The organism is Marinobacter sp. EN3 (assembly GCF_000475315.1).
Taxonomy (GTDB): Bacteria; Pseudomonadota; Gammaproteobacteria; order Pseudomonadales; family Oleiphilaceae; genus Marinobacter; species Marinobacter nauticus.
In genome coordinates this window covers 61,863-86,541 of the sequence record NZ_AXCC01000030.1, presented here as the reverse complement: position 1 = coordinate 86,541, position 24,679 = coordinate 61,863, and the positions used below count along the sequence as shown (strand labels likewise).

At 58.2% G+C, this 24,679-nt stretch carries 21 protein-coding genes and 1 tRNA gene; 4 read left to right on the top strand and 18 right to left on the bottom strand.

Annotated elements, in window-relative coordinates; all coding sequences use genetic code 11:
* Window positions 1-11 precede the first annotated feature (11 nt).
* Window positions 12-2,459, bottom strand: coding sequence for a ribonuclease R (gene rnr, locus Q675_RS30660; protein WP_011785851.1), 2,448 nt, complete (start codon window positions 2,457-2,459; stop codon window positions 12-14).
* 273 nt (window positions 2,460-2,732) lie between these two features.
* Here rnr and Q675_RS30655 point away from each other — a divergent pair.
* Window positions 2,733-2,819, top strand: a tRNA-Leu gene (locus Q675_RS30655).
* A 149-nt stretch (window positions 2,820-2,968) separates the two neighbouring features.
* Here the strand turns inward: Q675_RS30655 and Q675_RS30650 are convergent.
* The 4 genes from Q675_RS30650 to mpl form a co-directional block, all read right to left on the bottom strand.
* Complete coding sequence (locus Q675_RS30650; RefSeq protein WP_031211455.1) at window positions 2,969-4,903, bottom strand: hypothetical protein; 1,935 nt, start codon at window positions 4,901-4,903, stop codon at window positions 2,969-2,971.
* Window positions 4,904-5,049: 146 nt separating this feature from the next.
* A complete protein-coding gene (locus Q675_RS30645; RefSeq protein WP_014420677.1) occupies window positions 5,050-6,189 on the bottom strand; it encodes an acyl-CoA dehydrogenase family protein in 1,140 nt (379 codons plus the stop codon).
* A gap of 122 nt (window positions 6,190-6,311) precedes the next feature.
* Window positions 6,312-6,935 (bottom strand): flavin prenyltransferase UbiX, encoded by a 624-nt coding sequence (locus Q675_RS30640; RefSeq protein WP_014420676.1) that lies wholly within the window; start codon window positions 6,933-6,935, stop codon window positions 6,312-6,314.
* Window positions 6,928-8,322, bottom strand: coding sequence for a UDP-N-acetylmuramate:L-alanyl-gamma-D-glutamyl-meso-diaminopimelate ligase (gene mpl / locus Q675_RS30635; RefSeq protein WP_023011454.1), 1,395 nt, complete (start codon window positions 8,320-8,322; stop codon window positions 6,928-6,930). Before mpl ends, Q675_RS30640 begins: the two co-directional genes overlap by 8 nt.
* Window positions 8,323-8,466: 144 nt before the next feature.
* On the opposite strand from mpl, the gene Q675_RS30630 reads away from it, so the two are divergent.
* Window positions 8,467-9,729 (top strand): 6-phosphofructokinase, encoded by a 1,263-nt coding sequence (locus Q675_RS30630; protein WP_011785862.1) that lies wholly within the window; start codon window positions 8,467-8,469, stop codon window positions 9,727-9,729.
* A gap of 72 nt (window positions 9,730-9,801) precedes the next feature.
* Here the strand turns inward: Q675_RS30630 and Q675_RS30625 are convergent, their stop codons facing one another.
* Both Q675_RS30625 and Q675_RS30620 read right to left on the bottom strand, forming a co-directional pair.
* Window positions 9,802-10,056, bottom strand: coding sequence for a GrxA family glutaredoxin (locus Q675_RS30625; protein ID WP_011785863.1), 255 nt, complete (start codon window positions 10,054-10,056; stop codon window positions 9,802-9,804).
* Between the two features lie 154 nt (window positions 10,057-10,210).
* Entirely contained in the window at window positions 10,211-12,337 is a 2,127-nt protein-coding gene (locus Q675_RS30620; protein WP_031211454.1) for a methyl-accepting chemotaxis protein, read from the bottom strand.
* Between the two features lie 58 nt (window positions 12,338-12,395).
* Between Q675_RS30620 and Q675_RS30615 the strand changes: the two genes are divergently transcribed.
* Complete coding sequence (locus Q675_RS30615) at window positions 12,396-12,821, top strand: YqaA family protein (RefSeq protein WP_031211453.1); 426 nt, start codon at window positions 12,396-12,398, stop codon at window positions 12,819-12,821.
* On the opposite strand, the gene Q675_RS30610 is transcribed toward Q675_RS30615, so the two are convergent.
* A complete protein-coding gene (locus tag Q675_RS30610) occupies window positions 12,818-14,224 on the bottom strand; it encodes an ABC1 kinase family protein (RefSeq protein ID WP_023011451.1) in 1,407 nt (468 codons plus the stop codon). The two genes, Q675_RS30615 and Q675_RS30610, sit on opposite strands and share 4 nt — an antisense overlap.
* A 253-nt stretch (window positions 14,225-14,477) precedes the next feature.
* Between Q675_RS30610 and Q675_RS30605 the strand changes: the two genes are divergently transcribed.
* On the top strand, window positions 14,478-15,572 hold the full coding sequence (locus Q675_RS30605) for a GGDEF domain-containing protein (RefSeq protein WP_023011450.1): 1,095 nt from the start codon (window positions 14,478-14,480) through the stop codon (window positions 15,570-15,572).
* Here the strand turns inward: Q675_RS30605 and lipB are convergent.
* From lipB to Q675_RS30555, 10 genes are all read right to left on the bottom strand, one after another.
* Complete coding sequence (gene lipB / locus Q675_RS30600; protein WP_011785867.1) at window positions 15,560-16,198, bottom strand: lipoyl(octanoyl) transferase LipB; 639 nt, start codon at window positions 16,196-16,198, stop codon at window positions 15,560-15,562. The genes Q675_RS30605 and lipB overlap by 13 nt on opposite strands.
* A gap of 2 nt (window positions 16,199-16,200) precedes the next feature.
* Entirely contained in the window at window positions 16,201-16,479 is a 279-nt protein-coding gene (locus Q675_RS30595) for a YbeD family protein (RefSeq protein ID WP_394132853.1), read from the bottom strand.
* A gap of 32 nt (window positions 16,480-16,511) precedes the next feature.
* Window positions 16,512-17,675 (bottom strand): D-alanyl-D-alanine carboxypeptidase family protein, encoded by a 1,164-nt coding sequence (locus tag Q675_RS30590; protein ID WP_022991966.1) that lies wholly within the window; start codon window positions 17,673-17,675, stop codon window positions 16,512-16,514.
* A gap of 57 nt (window positions 17,676-17,732) precedes the next feature.
* Entirely contained in the window at window positions 17,733-18,620 is an 888-nt protein-coding gene (locus Q675_RS30585; protein ID WP_011785870.1) for a septal ring lytic transglycosylase RlpA family protein, read from the bottom strand.
* 110 nt (window positions 18,621-18,730) lie between these two features.
* The gene (rodA, locus tag Q675_RS30580; protein ID WP_011785871.1) at window positions 18,731-19,873 is read right to left on the bottom strand and encodes a rod shape-determining protein RodA; all 1,143 of its coding nucleotides are present in this window, start codon (window positions 19,871-19,873) and stop codon (window positions 18,731-18,733) included.
* On the bottom strand, window positions 19,873-21,771 hold the full coding sequence (gene mrdA, locus Q675_RS30575) for a penicillin-binding protein 2 (protein WP_023011449.1): 1,899 nt from the start codon (window positions 21,769-21,771) through the stop codon (window positions 19,873-19,875). The genes rodA and mrdA overlap by 1 nt, the downstream gene beginning before the upstream one ends.
* An 8-nt stretch (window positions 21,772-21,779) precedes the next feature.
* Entirely contained in the window at window positions 21,780-22,250 is a 471-nt protein-coding gene (rlmH, locus tag Q675_RS30570; RefSeq protein WP_011785873.1) for a 23S rRNA (pseudouridine(1915)-N(3))-methyltransferase RlmH, read from the bottom strand.
* A gap of 2 nt (window positions 22,251-22,252) precedes the next feature.
* The gene (gene rsfS / locus Q675_RS30565; protein WP_011785874.1) at window positions 22,253-22,603 is read right to left on the bottom strand and encodes a ribosome silencing factor; all 351 of its coding nucleotides are present in this window, start codon (window positions 22,601-22,603) and stop codon (window positions 22,253-22,255) included.
* Window positions 22,604-22,696: 93 nt separating this feature from the next.
* Window positions 22,697-23,347 (bottom strand): nicotinate-nucleotide adenylyltransferase, encoded by a 651-nt coding sequence (gene nadD, locus Q675_RS30560; RefSeq protein ID WP_011785875.1) that lies wholly within the window; start codon window positions 23,345-23,347, stop codon window positions 22,697-22,699.
* 4 nt (window positions 23,348-23,351) lie between these two features.
* Window positions 23,352-24,608 (bottom strand): glutamate-5-semialdehyde dehydrogenase, encoded by a 1,257-nt coding sequence (locus Q675_RS30555; protein ID WP_011785876.1) that lies wholly within the window; start codon window positions 24,606-24,608, stop codon window positions 23,352-23,354.
* Window positions 24,609-24,679: the final 71 nt, after the last annotated feature.

The window sequence follows — 24,679 nt, the reverse complement described above, 5'->3', positions numbered from 1 at the left end:
TGCGTAACGTGTTATTTGCGACTCTTGCGCTTACGGCCCGAGCCTGACGGTTTACCTTTGGCCGATTTGGACCGGGCCTCCCGGGCAGCCTCTGCTGCCAGCTTTTCCTTGGCGCTGGCCGGCTTACCGGTTTTTCGCCCTTTACCGGAGCGATCACCCTTGCCCTTGCCCCGCGGCTCGCGCTTGGACACTTCCAGCGCATCGCGGTCTGCCTTCCGGCGCCTGGGGGTACTTACCAGCTCAAGATCGATTTTGCGGTCTTCCAGATCGACACGCACCACGCGGACACGCACTTCGTCACCCAGACGGAAGCTGACCGCCGTGCGCTCACCAATCAGACGATGCTTGACGGCATCGTGATGGAAGTAGTCACCACTGAGCGTGGAGACGTGTACCAGACCTTCGATGTAGATATCGGACAACTCAACAAAGAAGCCAAACGGCACCACCGCGCCGATAATGCCATCGTACTCCTCGCCCACGTGATCGCGCAGGAACTCGCACTTGAGCCAGGCCATGACATCCCGTGTGGCATCGTCGGCCCGGCGTTCGGTCATGGAGCAATGCTCACCCAACTGCTCCATACGGGCATAATCGTAGGGATACTCAGCCAATTCGGGATCGTGCACCTTCGGGGACACCAGATCTTTGGTTGCCTCGGGATTATGGATCCGGGACTTGATGGCCCGATGCACAATCAGGTCCGGGTAACGTCGAATTGGCGACGTGAAGTGGGTATAACTGGCGAAGCCAAGACCAAAATGCCCGGCTTCCTCAGGACTGTACACAGCCTGGCTCAGAGAGCGCAGCATCACCATCTGGATGACATTGGCATCCGGGCGGTCGGCCACCTGACCCAGCAAGGCCTGGTAATCTGCCGATGACGGCTTGTCGCCGCCGCCCAGCTGCAATCCCAGCTCACCCAGGAACAGGCGCAGATTGCTCAGACGCTCTTCCGAAGGCCCGTCGTGCACCCGGTAAAGCGCCGGAATCTTGTGCTTCTTGAGGAAGCGGGCCGTCGCCACATTGGCGCACAGCATGCACTCTTCGACAATCTTGTGGGCATCGTTCCGGTGCACCGGAACAATTTCCTCAATCTTGCGCTGGGCATCGAAAACAATCTTGGTTTCCGTGGTCTCGAAATCAATGGCCCCACGCTCGGTGCGAGCCTTTCGCAACAACTTGTAGAGGTCATACAGGTTGTGCAGATGCGGCAGCAGATCCGCATAGTGGGCGCTGAGTTTGTAGCCCTGCTCCGTATCCGGATGCTCCAGCATGGCACTGACCTTGTTGTAGGTCAGCCGGGCATGGCTGCGCATTACGGCCTGATAGAAGGTGTAGCCGCTGATGTTACCGGCGGCACTGATGGTCATGTCGGCCACCATGCACAGACGGTCGACATCCGGGTTCAGGGAACACAGGCCATTGGAGAGCTTCTCCGGCAGCATGGGCACCACGTGGTCCGGAAAATACACCGAGTTACCGCGCTGAATGGCCTCTTCATCCAGTGGCGACCCCGGGCGGACATAATGGGAGACATCAGCGATGGCCACCACCAACCGATAGCCACCACGGGGACGAGGCTCGCAGTAAATGGCATCATCGAAGTCACGAGCGCTCTCGTCGTCGATGGTCACCAGGCGCATGTTGCGGATATCCACCCGGTTTGCCTTGTCTTTCTCTGCCACTTCCGCGGGAATCGAGGCGGCCTGTTCACCGACCGCGGGCGGCCAGCTATGCGGGATTTCGTAGGAACGAATGGCCACATCGATTTCCATTCCCGGCGCCATGTGCTCGCCCAGAATCTCGATAACCTGGCCGGTGGGCTGGGTTCGAATCGTCGGCTGACGAATGATTTCCACCACAACATACTGGCCGTGAACCGCCTTACCCGCCTGCTCATCCGGAACCAGTATCTCGTGATTGATCCGGGCGTTCTCCGGCACCACAAAAGCGATGCCGCTTTCTTTAAAGAACCGACCGACAATCTGGGAAGTACGATGCTCCAGCACTTCCACAATCTTGCCTTCCCGGCGCCCACGATCATCCACCTGATCCACCCGGGCGGCCACCCGGTCACCGTGGAACACCTGGCGCATCTGCCGGGCGGTCAGAAACAGATCGGAGCCACCATCATCGGGGATCAGAAACCCGAAACCATCACGATGTCCAACCACACGCCCGGTGACCAGATCCGCTTCTTCTATCGGCAGAAACGCATCACGGCGGTTACAGATCAACTGTCCATCACGGCACATCGCAATCAGACGACGGCGCAACGCTTCAATCCCTTCCGCGGACGTCTGCCCGAGTTCCTGACACAGGGTCTCGTGCGTGGCCGGCGCGCCCCGCTCTTTCAGATGTTGGAGAATGTACTCCCGACTCTGGATGGGGTTGTCATATTTCTGGGCCTCACGCTGGGCATGAGGGTCACTTTGTTTGTTCTTCCTGGAAACCATTCGGATCCTTTCTGTCTCACCGCAAACCGTGCGGCATCATTCATGTTTGATGCAGTATAACGTTGGGATGGGAATGCTGCCTAACAAGGGCGCCAATATAGGCACAAATACCCTGAAATCGTCAGACTCTGCCGCCGAAACTTTTTTGAAAAAAATGTTTGACAGCACCTGAACGAATCATTAAAGTACGCGCCATCGGTTGAGGGGCAACTCCTCACAACTGGCAGAAACGCTAGGTTTTCAATAAACTATACGCGAATCTGCAAATCACCTGCCGAGGTGGTGAAATTGGTAGACACGCTAGCTTCAGGTGCTAGTGGGGGCAACCCCGTGGAGGTTCAAGTCCTCTCCTCGGCACCATTTTCTTCCCCAGAAAATGGCCTAAGAAATTAAAAATCCCGAAAAAATCAGCAGCATCTGACGTCGAACTCGCCGTATTTACGCCGAGCATTTTGTGCTGTCTGGAAGGACGACAGACAGAACATCCATCGCCCTTTCCGCAAACCGCCTTACTCCGACAGCCTGTCCAACAGATAGTCCGAGAGGCTCTGGTACTCGTACTCCACTGTGGAATACGCCCGGCCCGGCCGGTCGAGAGGACCGTCACCGCAATCGGATGTGGCGACGAAATCGACCAGATACGCCGTCTTGAGCAGGTTCGGACGCTGCATATCCAGCTCTTCGCTGTTCAGTGCGTCGTAAAACAGCTGCCACTGGAACGCCCCGTTCGCAGAATCCACTTCTGGCCTATTTGCGGTCGCCCGATCCAGGAACGGGAACCGGAGCAAGCGGGCAAAAGAGACGCCATTACGCTCATCAATATCGTATTCATAGGCACCAGCCCCGAAAAGATCGGAAGCGGCAACGTCACTGGTAAATGAGAAGGGAAACAGCCGGGTCGCATACTGGCCGTTGCGCTCGGTATCGTTAGGCGCAACACCCTGGGGCGCGCAGGAGGCTCCACCACCTGCAAACTCAACGGCTGCTTCCAGGCCACCGCCCGCGGTCAGCCGATACCCACTGACCAGATCCCGTTGCGACTGCTCGCCATCCAGAATGTCCGCTGGCGAATTGGCCTCCTCTAATGTCAGCACGCGATCATCAGCTCTGCCGGGCACGGATTCCAGCAGAGTCCCGGTCTGCTCATCCCAAACCCAGCTGATGTCACTGATACCATCCAGCTCGGTTCCCCCTGGCGTTACCCCGAGCGTCTGCTCGTGACACGTAGTGACGGTATCGAGACTGGCCGTGCCATTCTCCCACGCAAACTCCAGACGCTCGTGCACGCCCTCCTCGTCGTACCAGACGGCACTTTGGGGCGAAAGGGAGGAAGATGGCAGCCACTGAGTCTTCAGATTGGTCATATAGCCATCGGCCTGAAACAGGCGGGCCATCTCTGGCAACGAGATACCCATGCAGCCCCGGCTGGATACGGCCAGCAGCCTGCCACCTTCACTGTATTCAAAAGACAGCTCAGCCGAGGCACCGAGATCAGAGGTATTGGTAGGCAGTACGTCTGATCGGGTTGGCCGTGCCGAAATCCGCTGACTCACCAGAAGCCTGGGATTGCTTACTTCCACATCAACATCCGGCAGTACCAGCGTATCGGTATCCACATTGCCGTAGTTGCCACCGGACACAGCGGCATCGACAATGGCAATAACCTCATCAACGTTCTGCACCACCGAATAACCAAGCAGGTACACCCCGTCACGCGGTAACAGACTGGCTTCGCTGCCGTCACTGCCATTCCCTGCCAGGTAATCGTTGTAGCCATCAGGAATCTGGCTGGCCATGAACCGCGCCAGCGCCCGGGCATAGGCGTGAGCGCGGTCGTCATTGGCAAGGATATAGTCCTTCCACAGATTGATACCGTCCAGATCCGCAAAGCGGTTATCCGGAATCGGATTTTCAGTATTCCACTGCCCGGCCAGGCTCCGGAAACGGGCCAGCGTAGTCAGGGGGGTAATATTGGTTACGCCGGGGCTGGCTGACATCAAAAACGCCCGGCTGACCGGCTCATCGCCGTAGCTACGCTCCTCCAGTGTCTGGCCGGGAATCGCGAGGGCATAAAGCGGATAATCCCTGGGGTCCAGGTTTGCGCCGATCGATGGCGGAACATCCAGTGCGGAAACGTCCATGGAAAACCGCCCGCCGGGACCGCTCATCACGGTTGGCTCGCCGTCCTCGAGTATGTGGGTATTACCGCTGTCCAGCTCAATCTCCACCGGCCCTGCGGTGTACTGGCCATTGTCGTCAAGATCCAGCCAGACCCGGGCATTGTTGAGGTATCCGTCGATCACACGCCCCTGGTAGGGCGCCCGCTCGCTGTAGGTAACACCATCGAACTCCCGGCCATCAACCGGCAGCTCATCGGATTCATCGCCACAGCCGGCGATCGCAAGTGACAGCAGAGGAACGGTAACACTGATCAGACGTTTCATCGCGGCAACCATTTATCCTTGTTAGAGGTTGTGCCGCTACTTTAGGAGATGTGCCGCCGGGAGACCTTGACAGGCTTGGCAAATTGTAAAGTTTAGTAACGAGCAGGCCCCGGAATGTGCCGGGGCCTGCAAATCGGGGCAATTCGTCAGAACGACCGCGCCACGATTTCTTTCATGATTTCGTTGGTACCGGCGTAGATCCGCTGCACGCGCGAATCGGCCCACGCCCGGGCAATCGGGTACTCCCACATGTAGCCATAGCCACCGTGCAGCTGAACGCATTCGTCCATCACCTTGCATTGAAGGTCGGTGGTGTGCTGCTTGAGCATGGCCGCCGTCGGGATATCCAGCTTCTTGTCGAGGTGCAGCTCCAGGCAGCGGTCTGTAAAGACACGGGCTGCCGTGATTTCGGCTTTCAGCTCGGCCAGCTTGAAACGAGTGTTCTGGAACGCGATGACCGGTTTACCGAAGGCTTTGCGTTCTTTCACGTAATCCAGGGTCCACTGCCAGGCGGCCTCGGCGGCAGCGACGGCGGTCAGGGCCACCTGAAGCCGCTCTGCCGGCAACTCCTGCATCAACTGGAAGAATCCCTGTCCTTCCATGCTGCCCAACAGATTATCTGCCGGAACTTTTACGTCCTGGAAGAACAACTCAGAGGTATCCTGGGCCTTCATGCCCACCTTGTTCAGATTCTGGCCCTTTTCAAAGCCCTCCCAGGCGGTTTCGACCAGCAACAAGCTGGTGCCCTTGGCACCTTCTTTGGGGTCAGTCTTGGCAACAACAATCACCAGATCCGCTAGCTGACCGTTGGTGATAAAGGTTTTTGAGCCATTCAGAATGTAATGGTCACCCTGGCGGATGGCCGTGGTTTTCACGCCCTGAAGATCGGAACCTGCCCCAGGCTCGGTCATGGCGATGGCAGTGATCATTTCACCTGATGCCATTTTGGGAAGATACTTCTGCTTCTGCTCTTCCGAGCCGTAGTTCAGGATATAGGGCGCCACGATATCGGAGTGCAGCCCCCAGCCAATGCCGGACAATCCGGCCCGGGAGATTTCTTCCATGATCACCGCCGAGTAACGGAAATCGGCCCCCACACCGCCGTACTCTTCCGGCAGCATGGGGCATAGGAACCCCAGCTCGCCCGCTTTTTTCCAGAGCTCCCGGCTGACCTGGCCATCCTTTTCCCATTGGTCGTGATACGGAGCGGCTTCCTGTTCCAGGAATTTGCGAACGGAGTCCCGGAAGCCTTCAAGATCGGCATCGAACAGAGTACGTGGAATCATTGCTGAACCTCGGTGAACGGGTTGGTTTATCGTTGTGTTCAGCAAGTCTGTGGCGGGGCGGGGTTTCGCTCAATGGTGAAAACCATCAATCGCTTTGGCCAAAACCATCGCCCCGGAACGGGTCAGTCGGCTTTCTTCTCGCCCCAGCGGGGTACCAGGGTCTGCGGAAAATCCAGGTGGTCGAGAATCCGGGCAACCATGAAATCGACCAGATCATCCACCGACTGCGGGTTGTGATAGAACCCGGGGCTCGCCGGCATCATCACCGCACCCATGCGGGTAAGCCTGAGCATGTTTTCCAGGTGCACCTCAGAATAGGGCGTCTCCCGTAACACCAGAATCAGCTTGCGGCGCTCCTTCAGGGCCACATCGCCGGCGCGCTCGATCAGGTTATTGCTGGCCCCGGTCGCCAGGGCCGAGAGCGTACCAGTGCTGCAGGGGCATATCACCAGCGGCGCCTTCTCGCCGGAACCGGAAGCCGGTGGAGAAAACCACTCCTCCCGGCCAAAGACCTGCACCTGACCGGGCTGCGCACCGGCGAAGTCCGACAAGGCCTCTGCCATGGCAGGCGTAGAACCCGGCAGCCGAAAATCGGTTTCAGTCGCGATCACCACCTGGGCCGCCTTACTGATCATCACGTTCACACGGCAACCGTTGGCTACCAGGCACTGCAACAGACGAAGCCCGTACTGGGCTCCCGACGCGCCGGTAAACGCCAGATTAACAACCGGTGATTGTTCAGCCACGACGCTTCTCCAGTTCCGCCACCAGTTTCCGATGAATGCCGCCAAAACCGCCATTACTCATGATTACGATATGACAGGTCTCTGGCAGTCCCTCCAGGGCCTTCTCAATCAGCTCCTCCACCGACGCCTCCACCCTGTGATGATCCAGCTCACCATGTTCCGCCTGCCAGCTCCCCACCAGTTCCGGCAGCCAGTCCATATCACTGAGGTTACCCCAGAGCACCCGGTCTGCCAGTGCGGCACTCGGAATCAGCGTCTGCTTGTGCACACCCTGCTTCATGGTATTGGAGCGGGGTTCGATAATGGCCAGGATTGGCTCATCCCCCACCCGGTTGCGCAACCCCTCCAGGGTGGACGCAATCGCGGTTGGATGATGGGCAAAGTCGTCATATACGCGCACACCGCCGATTTCGCCCACCAGTTCCATTCTGCGCTTAACACCGGAGAACCGGCACAGCGCAGCCACCGCATGGTCAGGCGTAACGCCCACATGGCGGGCAGCGGCAATCGCCGACAGGGCATTACGTACATTGTGCAAGCCGGTCAGGTTCCATTTCAGGGTCGCCACCGGCTGCTCATGGTGGATGACCATGAAGCGGCTGCCGTCCTCAGCCAGAAGCTCAGCCCGCCAGTCCGCCGTGCGGCTGATCTCGCTGCCGATGGCGGTATCCTGCACCGGGCTCCAGCACCCCATCTCCAGGGCATTATCCAGATGCCGATCCCGAGCCGGACGAACGATCAGGCCTTGGGATGGCACAGTGCGCACCAGATGATGAAACTGGCGTTCAATGGCTTCGACATTATCGAAAATGTCCGCGTGATCGAATTCCAGGTTGTTGAGAATCAGGGTATTGGGTCGGTAATGTATAAACTTGGAGCGCTTGTCAAAGAACGCGCTGTCGTACTCATCCGCCTCGATCACAAAGAAATCACTGCTGCCCAGCCGGGCAGACACCGGAAAGTCCTGGGGCACACCGCCTATAAGGTAACCGGCATCAAAGCCGGCCTGGTCGAGAATCCACAGCAACATGGCCGTTGTGGTGGTTTTGCCATGGGTACCGGCTACGGCCATCACCCAACGGTGGCGCAGGACCTCCCGGGCAAGCCATTCAGGGCCAGACATATAATCAATGCGCCGGTTGAGCACTGCTTCCACTTCCGGGTTACCCCGGGACATGGCATTTCCGATCAGCACCAGATCCGGTTTCGGCTCCAGGTTCTCGGGCCGGTAACCTTCTGTCAACGCAATGCCCTGGGCCTCCAGCTGAGTACTCATGGGAGGGTAAACGCCCTGGTCCGAACCGGTCACCTTATGCCCCAGCTCCCGGGCGATCACCGCCAGACTGCCCATGAACGTGCCGCAAATGCCCAGAATATGTATATGCATTAAGGTTGTGCCTCCGGTTTGAAACCTGCCAAGCCTCTACCATACTTTCTGCGCGGTCAAGAGCCGGCATATGCTCATGAAAAACCGCGGTGTTTGGCGTATCATCTGCGCCATCGTTGAACCAGCAGGAGGCTTCAGCCCGAGATGGCTATCAAGAACGCATTTTATGCCCAGTCTGGCGGGGTCACCGCCGTTATCAATGCCAGTGCTTGCGGTGTTATCCAGACCGCACGCAAACATCCGGACCAGATCGGCAAGGTCTATGCCGGCCGCAACGGCATCATCGGTGCTTTGAAAGAAGAGCTGATTGATACCAGTCTGGAATCTGACGACGCCATCCAGGCCCTCATCCACACGCCCGGCGGGGCTTTTGGTTCCTGCCGCTACAAGCTCAAGAACATTTCCGAGAACCAGCGCGAATACGAGCGCCTGATTGAAGTGTTCCGGGCCCACGACATCGGTTACTTCTTCTACAACGGCGGCGGCGATTCCCAGGATACCGCCTATAAGGTCTCCCAACTGGCCGATCGTATGGGTTACCCGATCACCTGCATTGGCGTGCCCAAAACGGTCGACAACGACCTTCCCTTCACCGACTGCTGTCCCGGCTTTGGTTCCGTGGCCAAGTACATTGCCACATCCACCCTCGAAGCCAGCCTGGATATCAAATCCATGTGTGAAACCTCCACCAAGGTCTTCATTCTGGAAGTGATGGGTCGCCACGCCGGCTGGATTGCTGCCGCTGGCGGACTGGCCGGACAGAGCGAAGGCGAGCCGCCTCACGTCATCCTGTTCCCGGAAATTCCCTTCAACCGGGAGAAATTCCTGGAGCGAGTAGATCAGTGCGTGAGGGATTACGGTTACTGCGTGGTGGTGGCGTCTGAAGGCGCCCAATACGAAGACGGCCGCTTCGTTGCCGATGCCGGCGCCAAGGATGCCTTCGGCCACACCCAGCTTGGTGGTGTTGCCCCGGCCCTGGCCAATATGGTGAAACAGGCCCTGGGCCACAAATACCACTGGGCAGTGGCAGACTATCTGCAGCGTGCAGCCAGGCACATTGCCTCGGCCACTGATGTGGAGCAGGCTTACGCGGTTGGCAAGGCTGCGGTGGAAATGGCCCTGGCAGGCAAACAGGCTCTGATGCCCACCATCGTGCGGGATCAGGCCAAGCCTTATCGCTGGTCAATCGGCGAGGCCAACCTCAGCGAGGTCGCCAACCAGGAAAAGAAAATGCCGATCCATTACATCACAGACAACGGCTTTGGCATCACTCAGGATTGCCGGGATTACCTGCAGCCGCTGATCGCCGGCGAAAGCTTCCCGCCGTTTGACGACGGTCTGCCCAGGGTGGCCAAGCTGAAGAACCAGCTGGTGGAGAAGAAACTGAGGACCGAGTTCGAACTCTGATCCTGCCCTGCAGCCCTACAAAAAAGCCCGGCCAAAATTGCCGGGCTTTTTTACGCTACAAACGGCTGCGACCTAACTGGCCGTTTGCGCCTCATGGCGGCGCACATACGCCGAGAAATCGTCGAAACCACCCACATACTCGGAACCCACCAGAATCTGGGGCACCGTGTAGACCGGATGGCCGATACGGTCGGCAATGTCCTGTTTGCTCATGCCTTTCTCGATCATGTCCACCCACACGTAGGGGATGTTTCTGGATTCACACAGGTCCCTTGCACGAACGCAAAAACCACAGCTTGAACGGCCATAAATCGTGACCTGCTCCATACATACCTCCTGACTCAAAGGGTAGCGAGTGGCTGGCACTCTTCGCATCTATAATGTCGCAATGATGGCATGGCGAGCACCAATTGAAAATTGATCCTCGCCATGATCGTGATAGTAGCTGACGATACCGATATCGCCCGAGGAAGGGCCAGCCTCAGGTTTTCAGGCGGCCCAGTTCGCGGTCGAGCACCTGGACCTGGCCATCGAGTGCATCGCCACTCTGCCGGACCCGTTGCGCCAATTCCCGCAGGTCGTTGGCCGCATCGCCAATGTGGGTCAGGTTCCGGTTAATTTCCTCGCTCACCGAGCTCTGCTCCTCAGCGGCGGTGGCCACCTGGGTCACATGCTCAACAATCGTGGCAATACGCTCAACCACTGTGGCCAGCGAGTGACTGGCTTCCCGGGTACCCTCTACCGCGCTGGTGGCCCGCTCGACACCGGTTCCAATGACCGTTACCGCACCGTCCACGTCTCCTTTCAGGCGCTCGATCATGCCACTGATTTCATCCGTAGATTCGCGGGTTCGGGACGCCAGTGTGCGCACTTCATCGGCCACCACCGCAAAGCCACGCCCCTGCTCTCCGGCCCGGGCAGCCTCGATAGCCGCATTCAGTGCCAGCAGATTGGTCTGCTCGGCAATGCCACGGATCACTTCCAGAATCCGGTTAATTTCCTCACTGCGCTGGGCAACATGGCCAATGGCCGAGCTGGCCTGATCCATATCGCCGGCCAGTGCATCCACACCCCGCAACGCCGTACCCAGAGTATCCTGGGTAAATTTAATGCCATCCCGCGCAGCCCAGGCATTATCCGCTGCCTCGCCAGCAAAGCCGGCCACTTCCCCGGCCGCCGCCGACATTTCATTCATGGCGGTCACCACACTGTCGATATCCTGGTGCTGGCGGGCGGTCTGTTCATCGGTATCCCGTGCAATGGCGCCAACATCCGAGGCCTGCCCCCGCACCTGGGCATTCACGTCTTTAAGGTCGTTGATCATTTCCCTCAGTCGGGCCAGGAAGGCATTGAAACCGCCCGCAAGGTCAATCAGCTCGGCATGGGTATCGATATCCAGCTCACGGGTAAGATCGCCCTCGGCACTGGCCAGATTGCGCATGCGCTTCCGGATTTCGTCCAGCGGCCGGGTAACCGAACGCACCAGTAGCACCAACACAGCAATCGCAAGTACGACCACCACAATGCCCACCACGGTCTGGCGGGTAGCAGTGCTGGTTACTTCGTCTGACAGCAAAGCGGTTATTTCATTCACACTGGCCAGAGCCGTATCACGGGGCAGTTCGATCAACAGCGACCACTCGGCGCCCGGCAACGCCACCTTGATGGGATAGGACACGGCGAGGATCTCACCGTTGTCGAAGCTGCCTCCGTTGCGGTGCAGCGACGTAAATTCGCCGGCCAGATCCGGCAGAGCTTCCCGCAGCGGCCGCCCCAGGTGTTCCTGATAGTGACTGGAAGCCGCAATCAGGCCTTTCTCGCTCAATAATGTGACTCGTGACTGCCCGTCGAACAGTTCCTCGCTGACACCGGCAATGGTCGACTGCAGTGTCGACAGGTTGATATCAGCCGCCACCACCCCGGCAAACTCGCCGTCATTGATCACCGGCACCACCAGGCTGGTCATCAGCTCGGAGTAGCCCTCTTCAATCTCATAGTCGTAGGGCTCCATCAGGCAGGGCTTCCGAGAATCGCGGGAACACAAATACCACTCGGCTTCACGAATGCCGAACTCATTCCGATTGTCCAGGTATTTGGTCGCAGGGTCTTCGGTTCTGCTGAATACCACATTGCCGGCCCGGTCCCGATAGTAGTAGATCTCCAGCGTACCCTCATCACTGCTGTGTTCTTCCACGCCGCCGGTAAAGTAGATGTCCTGACCGTCGTAACCATCCGGCTCAAACTGAGCGTAGATCGAGCTCAGGTGGGACTGCTCTTCAAGAACGGTGCCAATAGTTTCCTGCAGATCCCGCCGGCTGATCCGTCCCGAACTGTCCGCTTCGATATTTCGGGTAATCAGGCTCCGAACCACTTCAGGCGTCTGGTAGGCGGTTTCGAATACCCCGGTCACCAGCTCACCGTATTTCCCTGCGGTAGCGCTAAGCTGATCCATGACGATACTTTGTACCGTGCCCCGGGTTTCCCGGGTCAGCCGTTCCTCCATGGAACTGAGGGAAAGCTGGGCGGTGATGACAATACTCACCCCCATGGTCAGCAGCAGTGCAATCACCAGGGCGTAGAGTTTTACGCGCAGAGAGAGTTGTTTCATGTACATCGAAACCTTTTTCTGTGAGGCTTAACCAACATCCTAGAGCATGGAGGCGTTTTTGGCCTACCTGACCCTGTTCCTGACATCTTTTGCCGCGGCAACGCTGCTGCCCGCGTATTCGGAAATATTGCTCGGCACCCTGGTCAGCCAGAATTATCCCCTGTTCTGGTTGTGGTTCTGGGCAACCATGGGAAATACTCTGGGGTCAGTGGTTAATGGGCTTATCGGCCGGCAAGTGGATCGTTTTAAGCACAAACGCTGGTTTCCCGTCAGTGAACTTCAACTTCACAAGGCACGAAACCGGTTCAATCGATATGGTCAGTGGTCGCTCCTGCTGGGCTGGTTGCCCATTGGCGGCGATGCACTGACTCTGGTGGGCGGCATTATGCGGGTCCCCTGGCTGAATTTCATTGTCCTGGTGGGGATCGGCAAGGGGATTCGCTATGCCTTTGTCATCTGGGTAGTGCTGACCGCGTCTGGTTAAACGCCGGCGTCGTCATAGAGGTATTTTCTCAACAAATCCTCGCCGTTGAACTCGGAGTGCAACACCGCGATAAACGTGTAGACCCCGATCAGCTTTCGATTGAGGAACACAAACTCCTTGGGAGGCACCCGAAAATACCGGCTGATAGCCGACCGCGCCGCCTGCTTGGCCACTCTTGAGGGCAAATCGCTCTGCTTCCAGCGGTACTGGCCATGGCTGTTGACGGCATAATCCGGCCACTGACTGCGATCCTTCGCCAGGGGTTCCAGTACTGACATACAGACCTTGCCAAACTTGTCCAGCACCTCCGCCGGCCAGTCCCGGCTCATGAATCTGAGCTTGATTCCGCCCTCAACAACCTGCTCCAGATCTTCCTCATAGGAAGCCCTGATCATCTGGATGACCGGCTTCAGAAAGTCAGACGAGTAACTCTGCACGGCGCCAAAATCCAGCAGGACAATCCGGTCAGTTTCCGAATCACCACCCTGTTCGCCCGCAATACGAATCCGGTAGTTGCCGAAATTCGGGTCGGTCTGGATCTCACCCCATTCAAATAGTTCCCGGAAAAATAATTCCAGGGCTGCCTGGCCCAGGGCACTGCGTCGCTCCAGTGGCAATTCACGAACCGCCACTGAACTGACCGAATGGCCGTGCTCATAGGTCGACGCAATAATATGATCCGTTGAAAATTCTGCCAGCACTCTTGGCACCACAAAGCGTGGATCATGGCTTAGCATCTGGCGGAACTTTTCGGTGGTACGGGCCTCCAGCCGGTAATCCACCTCCCGGTGCATCATTTCCCGGACTTCTTCCAGCCAGTCGTTGAATTCAGGGCCGAAGCTGACCAGCCGCGCCACTTTCAGCAGATGAGCCACAGCGTTCAGATCACTGTCGACGGCATCGGCAACACCCGGGTATTGCACTTTGAGCACAAGCTCCAACCCGTCGCTACGGCGTACCGCACGATGAACCTGGCCAAGTGAGGCGGCTCCTATAGGCTCCGGGTCAATATCGAGTTCAGAAAGCCGGCTCTCCCCCAGTTCGGCTTTGAGCACCCGCTCGATGGCCGGCCACTCCAGAGAGGTGGTCTGGTCTTCCAGAGTGTGCAGCGCCTCAGTGACTTCTTCGGGGAGAAAATGCTCGCCGTACAGCGCCATGACCTGCCCGATCTTGACCACACTGCCCTTGAGCCGGCCAAGTTCGTCCACCAGAAACCGGGCCTGACTGGAGAGCATTGCCCGATGCCGCTGCTCCCGGGTTTCCTTGTTGCTGAACCAGTTAGTCGCCATATTGGACGCCATGCGCGTGCCTGCGAACAGTCCGGCTCTGGTCAGCGACAACCTGCGCTCAAAGCTGCCGGTCTTGATACGGGAGACGGATTTTCCGGGTCGGCTGGAAGACATGAAAGACCTGTTTCTGTCAGGAAATGTGAACGCCTGCAATGCATCTGACCATTATACGGATCTGGGCGCGCGACTACCTAACCCAGTCGTCGCGCCGGCGCTGCCCCTGCAGCCAATGTGTATAAACTTCGACCAATTTAACAGAGTTCGTGACATCGGTTACGTTTTGACACAGTCACAGATCACAAAGCGGTCTAGTATTGGTTGACAGGGTTTCTGTGATATTTATCAACTACAACAATACCACCCACACATGAATCAGCCCGCTTCAAGAACGCCAGACGCCGAGCTGTCGCAGTTTCGCGTTAAAGGCGAAATACCGGTACCGGCCCTGATCAACGGCCTCACCTGTGCGGCAGTGCCGTTGCTAGTGTTTTTCGCCTGGCGCTCGTCCGGCCACGGCGACCCGTTAACTTCACGGCTGCTGCTGGCCTTCGCCGCCCTTCTGGCCATTAATGCGATCGTCTTTCTGAGCCTGGGCCACAAAACCCTCCAGCGCCGGGCATTCATTACCCTGATTATCGCTCTGTTTACCTACCTGGCCATTCAGGCGGTTGAAGACGGCTCGGCCATCATCTGGCTGTTCGCCTATCCCCCCATAATCTTCTACATCAGTGAAGCCAGAGTCGGCATACTGGCCTGTGTGGGCGGATGGCTGGCCGTATTATTCCTGTTCAGTCCGTTGGGGGATATGGTTTTTGACTCGCCCTACAGTACCAGCTTCCGGCTTTCCATGATCATCGTGCTGGCTTTCGAAATGGCCACTTGCTACATCCTCGACCAGAGCCGGCGGCGGAGCAAGCTAGGCTTGATCCGGCTGGCCGCAGAATTCGAGTACGCCGCCAAGCACGACGCACTCACCAGCCTGGCCAATCGCCGCGAAGGTTTGGAACAACTGGAAACAGAGTATCAGCGCTACCTGCGTAACGGTCGCAGCTTCTCGGTTCTGCTGATGGATATCGACCTGTTCAAGAATGTAAACGACAGCTACGGTCACCAGGCGGGCGACGACATGATCGTGTTGGTTGCCCGCACCTTGACCGACCAGAGCCGCAAAGTGGACACCATTGCCCGCTGGGGCGGAGAAGAATTTCTGGTACTACTCCCCGAAACCGCCCTGACCGAAGCCGCTGCCACGGCGGAGCGGATTCGCTCTGCCGTGGCGAGCCAGGCCATCGACTGCGCGGGCAAGCGAGTGACCGCCACCATCAGTATCGGCGTGGCCTGTATACAGGGCTCAGAGTCGATTGATCGCCTGCTACAACGGGCCGATGAGGCGCTGTATCAGGCCAAGACGCTGGGGAGAAATCGCGTGTGTCAGGCTACTGAGGCGCTTCACCAGCCCTGACGTTGCTCCACCTGACTGTGGCCAAGACCTTCGACCAGCTCGCTCACCAGCCGGCGCTCCAGGTCATAGACCGAGGCTCCGGCCTCAAAATCACTGACTTGGCACATGGACATGCCCGCGTAGCCACAAGGGTTGATTCGGGAGAAGGGTTCCATGTCCATGTTCACATTCAGAGCCAGTCCATGGAAGGAGCAGCCCCGGCGGACCCTCAAACCCAAGGACGCAATCTTGGCGCCGTTCACATAGACACCCGGCGCATCTGACCGCGGTGCTGCTTCTATGCCGCCTTGGGCCAGGGTACGGACAATCGCCTGCTCAATGGCACTGACCAGGTTACGCACCCCGAGTTTATGCCGGGTCAGATCAATCAGCAGGTAGATCACCAACTGCCCTGGGCCGTGGTAGGTCACCTGGCCACCTCGATCCACCTGAATCACCGGAATGTCTCCTGGCAGAAGGATATGCTCGGCTTTACCCGCCTGCCCCTGGGTAAACACCCGGGGATGCTCCAGGCACCAGAGCTCATCCACGGTGGTCTCGTCCCGGTTGGCGGTGAACGATTTCATCGCTTCCCAGGTTTCCATGTAGGGCTGTTGCCCCAGTGACCGCACGATGAGGTCAGCCACGGTTACAGCACCATGTGAACACGGCCACTGGCCTTCAGTTCTTCAAAGAGTGCTTTGAGCTGATCTTCACCGGTCGCCACAATTTTCAGCTGAACCGAAGAAAACCGGCCTTTACTGCTGTCGGTCACCGAGATGTCCGCTTCAGACAGTCCCGGAGCATGCTGCTCAACGACCTCCACCACAAATTCGGTGAAATCGGGCGCGGCATGGCCAATGACCTTGATGACGTAGTCACAGGGAAACTCGATTTTTGGTGCTTTCGGCTCAGTCATGCCGCACATTACTCCCGGCTAAGGCAAACAGCGCCTCAACCTCAGTTAAACAGTTGAACAAAAAACAGCTTGATGGCATCCCAGATGCGCTTGAACAAACCGCCTTCAGGCACTTCGGTAAGTGCCAGCACCGGCTCATCCACCAGGGTTTCACCATCCAGAACCACACGAACACGGCCCAGCTCATCTCCCACCTTAATGGGCGCTTTTATCACGGAATCAAGGTCGACCACCGATTCCAGTTGCTCGCGGGAGCCACGGGGAATGGTGACATAGACATCCTCCGGCATGCCTACCGACACCTCATCCGCCTGACCGCCCCACACTCTGGACGCCATCAGCTCCTGACCGGCACGGAACAGCCGCTCGGTTTCAAAGTAGCGGAAGCCGTAGTTGAGCATTTTCTGCACTTCCTGGGCCCGGGCCTCAGAGCTGCTGGTTCCCATAACCGTAGCAATCAGCCGGGTCTCACCCCGCTTGGCCGATGCCACCAGGCAATAACCGGCCTCTTCCGTGTGCCCGGTTTTCAAACCATCAACGCTGTCATCCCGCCACAGCAGGCTGTTTCGGTTGGGCTGACGAATATTGTTGTAGGTGAAGTGCTTCTGCGCATACAGCGGGTAGTTTTCCGGATAGTCCTGGATAATATGCCGTGCCAGGACCGCAAGATCGTAGGCGGTTGAGAAATGGTCTGCGGACGGCAGGCCAGTGGCGTTCTCGAAGTGGGTATCTTTCATGCCCAGCAGTTGCGCCTGCTGGTTCATGATGTCCACGAAAGCCCCTTCACTGCCGGCCACAAACTCGGCCAACGCCACAGACGCATCGTTGCCAGACTGGATAATCACACCCTTGAGCAGATCCTCAACGGACACCGAGGTGCCTTCCTGCACGAAGGTTCGGGACCCCTCTGTGCGCCAGGCCTTGACACTGATAGGTACCATATCCGACATGGAGATACGGCCTTCATCCAGCTCGCGCTCGACAATATAGGCCGTCATCATTTTGGTCAGGCTCGCTGGTGGCAAACGCTCATTACTGTTGTGCTCCATGATCACACGACCACTGAGCGGATCCATCAATACCCAGGAGCTACCGGCAATCTGCGGCGGCGACGGGATCAGTACCGCCTGCGCCGAGGCCTGCCCGCTCATCAGCAACAGGGAGAAAACCAGAAACAGGGTTCGAGTTACAGTCTTGAAAGCCATGGATAGTTTCATTCGTCGTCAGATGCTTGTCTTATGTTGGTTCTGAACTCAGTCGGTTCAGTGCGAATCGGTCAGTACAATGGACTGCCGGAACCCTCTGGATTCCAGAAGGTTCTGAGCGTAGCGCGCGTCGCCCTCGCTCTTGAATGGCCCCACCTGAACCCGATGGAACCGGCCATTATCAGTGGTGATCTCCCGGACCCTCACAGGATTATCCAGCACTCCCAGCAGACGCTCACGCATGGCCTCAGCCGGATCCCGCTGACTGAATGCGCCGAGCTGGACAAACAGCCCCTCACCGGCGGCCAGCTCTGTTGTTCCGGAAGCCTGTGAGGCAACCACCGGAGCCTGGCCAGCGGCATCAAACGGCTTGCCAGCCAGAAACATGGCGCCGTCCGGACGCACCGTAATAGCGGCCACTTCAACCCTGGCGGTACCACGGGATTGATAGCCGAGCTTCTTGGCCGCGGCATAGGACAGATCGATCAGCCGATCCCCGTGGAAGGGGCCACGATCGTTCACACGGACAATCACCGAGCGGCCGTTGTCGAGATTGGTCACTCGCGCGTAACCCGGAATCCGAAGGGATTTGTGTGCCGCCGACATGGCATACATGTCGAACACTTCACCGTTGGAGGTCTTGTGGCCGTGAAATTTCTCGCCATACCAGCTCGCGGTGCCGCGCTGCACGTAGCCGTCGTTACTGTCCATCACATGATAGCGCTTGCCCCAGACCGTATAGGGCGACTTGTTGCCAGCCGTCCGTGGCTGCTCATAACGGGGTGTGGCATCGGCCAGGCCGCTGGCGTCAAAGCTGCCCGAAGGAGCCCGATCCTGCTTAATGGTGTAGCGTGACGAGTGGTCAACTTCAGGACTGCTGGCACAGCCGGCCAGCAAGGCAGCTAAAGCCAGTGCGGGAATCCGTTTGTCAGAGACCTTGACCATGTCTGTTCACTACCCCAAAACCTGTGTATTGATACCGCCATTACTGACCAGCAACATTGTAACGGGTTCCCTTGTGTATACACCATTACCGGGCAGCCATCATTACTGGTTCAGGCGGTGATCATCCGGCGATGGGTGTGAATCGACATCAGCACGCCGAACGCCGCCATCAAAGTGACACTTGAGGTGCCGCCATAGCTGATCAACGGCAAAGGCACACCGACCACTGGCAACAGGCCGCTCACCATTCCGATGTTGACGAAGATATAGATAAAGAAGGTCATCGTCAGCGCTCCGGCCACCAACCGGCTGAAGGAGTCCTGGGCGGTAACAGAGATATAGAGACAACGCAGGATAATCAGGAAGTACACCGTCAACAGCAGTAACATACCGATAAAACCGAACTCCTCTGCCAGCACCGCGACAATAAAGTCGGTGTGGCTTTCCGGCAAAAACTCCAGGTGTGACTGGGTACCCTGCAACCAGCCCTTGCCCTCCATACCGCCGGAACCGATCGCGGTTTTCGACTGGATAATGTTCCAGCCGGCTCCGAGCGGATCACTCTGAGGGTCCAACAGCGTCAATACCCGCTGCTTCTGATATTCCCGCATGACGAAGAACCACATCAGCGGGGCAGAAACCGAGACCATGGCGAGGAACGCGGCAATCAACTTCCAGCTGATACCGGCAAAAAACACCACGAAAATGCCGGCCATGCCGACCAGCAGGGAGGTACCGAGATCCGGTTGCTGGATGATCAGGAACATCGGCAGCAGAACGATCACCAGCCCCGTCATCACCCTGGGGAAGGTCGGTGGCAGGTAATAGCGAGACAGATACCAGGCTGCCATCATCGGCACCACCAGCTTCATGAACTCGGAAGGCTGAAACCGGGGCAGGCCAGGCAACGCCAGCCAGCGTTGCGCCCCTTTGGCACCGACACCCACCAGCAACACGGCGACCAGGCCGATCAGCCCCAAGCCGTAGAGCCAGGGCGCCCATCGGCGAAAGACCGCCGGATCCAACTGAGCGAATACGAACATCACCACAAAGGCAACGCCCAGGCGAATACCCTGTGCCTTGACCACATCAATATTCCGGTCAGCACCACTGTAAAGCACAAAAAGGCCGCCACCGACGAGCAACAACAGAAGCCCCAGGAGAATCGGGTCCAGATGCAACGCTGACCAGATACTGCGGTTGCGCCCCAGATCGCTCCTAGTCTGACTACTCCACAATTTGCTGCCGGCCATCAGTTGTCTCCCCCGGCCGCGCTGGAATCGCTGATCACAGGTTCTGCCTGCTCCGCCGGAAACTCCTCCAGCCAGGCATCAAACAAGGCGCGGGCAACCGGAGCCGCGGCGCCGCTGCCACTGCCACCATTTTCAACGATAACCGCCACTGCGATCTTGGGGTCATCCGCTGGCGCAAACCCGACAAACAGCGCGTGGTCCCGAAGCCGTTCCTTTATCTGCTCTTCGTCGTACTCCTCATCCTGACCAAGACTGAATACCTGGGCCGTGCCGGTTTTACCGGCCATTCGGTAGCTTGCGCCTCGACCAGCGCTTCGACCCGTCCCCCGGGCACCATGCATCACTTCTTCCATGGTATCGACGACATATTCCCAATCGTCAGGATCCTTCAGTTCAAGCTGTTCATGCGTCTGCTCCGGCAGGAACTCCTCCACTGGACTGTCGCCGTGAACATCCTTAAGCAACCTGGGCTCAACCCAGGCTCCGCGATTGGCAATCAATGCTGTAGCCGTTGCCAGTTGCATGGGCGTTGCCAGCAAAAAACCCTGCCCAATGCTCATGTTGACTGAGTCTCCGGGATACCAGGGTTCATTTCTCACGGCCCTTTTCCAGTCTGCGGTCGGCAACAACCCGGTCAAAGCACCGGACACATCCAGGGTGGCATCCTCACCAAAGCCGAACCGGGCCAGATAGGAAGACATGACATCCACCCCCATATCAACGCCCACTTCGTAAAAGTAAACATCATTGGATCTCGCCATGGAGTACTTAAGATCTACCCAGCCATCGCCAGAGCGATTCCAGTTCCGGAAACGCCTCCCGCCCTCACGGAGCTGGAAGTATCCCGGGTCCCAGATTCTACGGTCTTTATCCGTTGCGCCGCTGTCCAGCGCTGCAACAGCCATCATGGGCTTGATGGTCGACGCAGGGGGGTACTGGCCACGGAGCGCCCTGTTAAACAATGGCTTATCGATACTCTGACTCAATTCGCGATAATCATCGACACTGATACCGGTCACAAATTTATTGGCATCAAAACCGGGCACACTGGCAAGCGCCAGAATCCCGCCGGTCTTGGGCTCGATAGCAATGATCGCACCTCGCCTGCCCTCCATCAGCTCATGCGCCCGACGCTGGAGCCGCAAATCAAGATGGAGCTGGAGGTCTTCGCCCGGAACAGGATTTACTCGCTCAAGCACCCGCAAGATCCGGCCACGGGCGTTGGTTTCTACATGCTGGTAGCCCACCTGACCGTGAAGCGCCTCCTCGTAGAAACGCTCAATCCCGGATTTGCCGATGTAGTTGGTCCCCGCGTAATTGACCGGATCGATACGCTGAAGTTCGTCGCGATTGATACGGCCGACAAACCCCAGGGCATGGGCGGTCAGCTCGCTATGGGGATAGTAGCGAACCAGTTCGGCCTCAACTTCCACCCCCGGAAACTGATGCCGGTGCACTGCCATGCGGGCAATTTCGGCTTCGTCGAGATCGTAACTCAAGGGGATCGCCTGGAACGGACGTCGCGGCTCCCGCAGTCGGCGCTGGAATCGTTCCAGATCTTCATCGGCAATACTCAGGATGTCGCTCAGGCGCGCCAGGGTTGCATCCATGTCGCCAACGCGCTCCGGCACCACCGTCAGGCTGAATACCGGGCGATTCTCCGCCAGCAGAACGTTATTCCGGTCGTACACCAGACCTCGGGGTGGCGGTACCGACTGTACCTGAACCCGGTTTTTGTCAGACAGTGTGGTATATATCTCGTGCTCAACGATCTGTAACTGGTACATCCGCGCCAGCAACCCGGTCATCAGCACCAGGACGAACACCAGCATCACCATGGCCCGGCGCTGGAACAGCCGGCGCTCCGCTGCGGTATTTTTCAGTTCGCCCCAGACCATGTCTGTTCCTAGGCCCGGTGGTAAGGGTGGTTACGGGTGATGGTCCAGGCCCGGTAGAGTTGCTCAGCCAAGAGGATTCTCACCAGAGGGTGGGGCAAGGTAAGAGGCGAAAGTGACCATTGCTGATCCGCCCGCTGTCGACAGGCATCCGCCAGGCCGTCGGGGCCGCCGACCAGAAAAGCGACATCCCGGCCGTCCTGTTGCCAGTTTTCCAGCTGTGAGGCGAGTTTTTCCGTTGACCAGGGGCGCCCACCCACCTCCAGAGCCACCACGCGGTCACGGGTGCCTGCCGCAGACAGGATAGCGTCGCTTTCCCGCTGCATCAGTCGGGAGATGTCGGGATTTTTGCCCCGGTGGGCCATGGGGATTTCAGTCAGTTCAAGGGGCAACTCGGGCGGCATCCGGCGAGCGTAGTCGTTGTACCCCGCACTGACCCAGTCGGGCATTTTCTGCCCCACACAGATCAGACGCAGGCGCATGACTACTCGCTGCCCGCAGCACCGAGATCCGGAGCATCACGCCAGAAGCGCTCCAGATCGTAGAACTCCCGGGTAGCAGGCATCATCACGTGAACAACCACGTCACCCAGATCAACCAGGATCCAGTCACTGCCGCCTTCACCTTCAACGTTGGATGCACGTACACCCTGCTCTTTGGCCTCGATCACCACCGAATCCGCGAGGGATTTTACATGTCGGTTGGAGGTACCGGATGCCAGAACCATAAAATCGGTCACGCTGGTGCGGTCGCGAACATCAATCACACTGATGTCCTGAGCCTTGATATTTTCCAGTGCGTTAACGACCAGATCTTTCAGTTGTTCAGCCTGCATAATTACCCTGTAGTACGGGTACTGGCCGGTATGGCCACCCGATCAATGATATTCAAACGCGATTGTAGCATCAAAGACGCCTGTGAATAACTCCTATTGGCCCTCAACGGGCCGGGCACCGTAGAGCCCCCAGGCGCGGATACTCTGGCAGACATCATCCGGGGTGAGGTAGCGTGGCGACCGACCCGCCGCGATACGCCGTCGAATACCAGTGGCGGAAATGTCCAGCAACGGCGGCGCCAGCTCCAGTACCAGGCCCGCCGGCCGCGAATGCAGCTCCGAAGCTGAACCCACACAGCGCTCTGCTACCAGCTGCGCTGCCTCGCTGCCCACCGGCAGTTCCGAGCCGGGGCGGCGCACCACCACGATATGGGCAAGCCCGGGGATCTCCTGCCACTCGCGCCAGCGGTCAAACGATGAGAAAGCGTCGGTACCAACCACCATCACCAGAGGACAATCCGGCCCCAGCTCGGCCCGAAGCTGGCGCAATGTATCGGCGGTGTATGAGGCTCCGCCCCGGTGCACCTCCTGCTCGTCCAGCGCCAGCGCGGGTTCGCCGGCGATGGCCTGCCGGATCATCTCCAGACGCTGCGCTGAACTGGCTCCGGTGCTACCCCGATGCGGAGGGATATGGCTGGGCACCAGATGTACCCGGCTCACCTCCAGCGCCTCGGACACTTCCAGTGCCAGCCGGAGGTGACCGTGGTGAATCGGGTCAAAGGTGCCGCCGTAGATCACATGCATGGTGTCAGGTCCGGATATGGCCGTCACCGAACACCACGTACTTCTGTGAGGTAAGCCCTTCAAGACCGACCGGCCCACGGGCATGGATCTTATCGGTGGAAATACCAATCTCAGCGCCCAGGCCATACTCGAAGCCATCGGCAAATCGGGTTGAGGCATTGACCATGACAGAACTGGAATCCACCTCCGTCAGGAACCGACGGGCACGGGTGTAGTTTTCGGTGATAATGCTGTCGGTGTGCTGGGAGCTGTAGCGATTGATATGCTCAATGGCACCATCCAGTCCATCAACCACCTTCACCGCCAGAATGGGGGCAAGGTATTCCGCGTGCCAGTCTTCCTCGGTGGCTTCGACAATATCTCCGAGAATGGCACAGGTGCGCCGGCACCCCCGCAACTCCACGGTTTTGCTTCGGAACTGTTCCGCCAGCAGCGGCAACAAGTCCTCCGCCACCTCGTCATCAACCAGCAGGGTTTCCATGGTATTGCAGGTCCCGTAACGCTGGGTTTTGGCATTAACCGCTACCTTCAGCGCCTTCTCCGGGTCGGCATGGCTGTCGATGTAAACATGACACACACCATCCAGATGCTTGATTACCGGCACACGGGCGTCCCGACTGATACGCTCGATCAGGCCCTTACCGCCGCGAGGAACAATCACGTCCACGAACTGAGGCATGGTAATCAGCTCACCCACAGCGGCCCTGTCGGTAGTGCTGACCACCTGGACTGCAGTTTCCGGCAACCCCGCCTCGCTCAGACCCTGTTTGAGACAACGGGCAATGGCCTGGTTGGAGTGGATCGCCTCGGAGCCGCCGCGCAGAATGGTCGCATTGCCGGATTTCAGACACAGACTGGCAGCCTCGACCGTGACATTGGGCCGCGACTCGTAAATTATACCGATTACCCCCAGTGGCACCCGCATCTTGCCTACCTGAATACCCGACGGGCGATAGGTCATATCGGTAATCACACCCACAGGGTCCGGGAGCGCAGCCACCTGGCGCAAACCCTCAATCATGGCATCGATGCGCTGAGAGGTAAGCTCCAGGCGATCCAGCATGGCACTATCGAGTCCATTTTCCCGGCCACGCTCCAGATCCTTGCTGTTAGCCGTGGCAAGCTCGGATCTGGCGGCGTCCAGGGCGGCGGCGGTGGCCAGAAGTGCCTGATTCCGCACGGCAGTGGAGGACCGGGCGACTTCCCGGGAAGCGGCCCTGGCCTGCTGGCCGAGCTCCGTCATGTAGGCTGCTACATCCATTGATTTACCCTTAATTCTGCAAGCTGATTCCAAAACGGGAGGGTTACTTTACCTTTCCCGTTTCAAGTCCG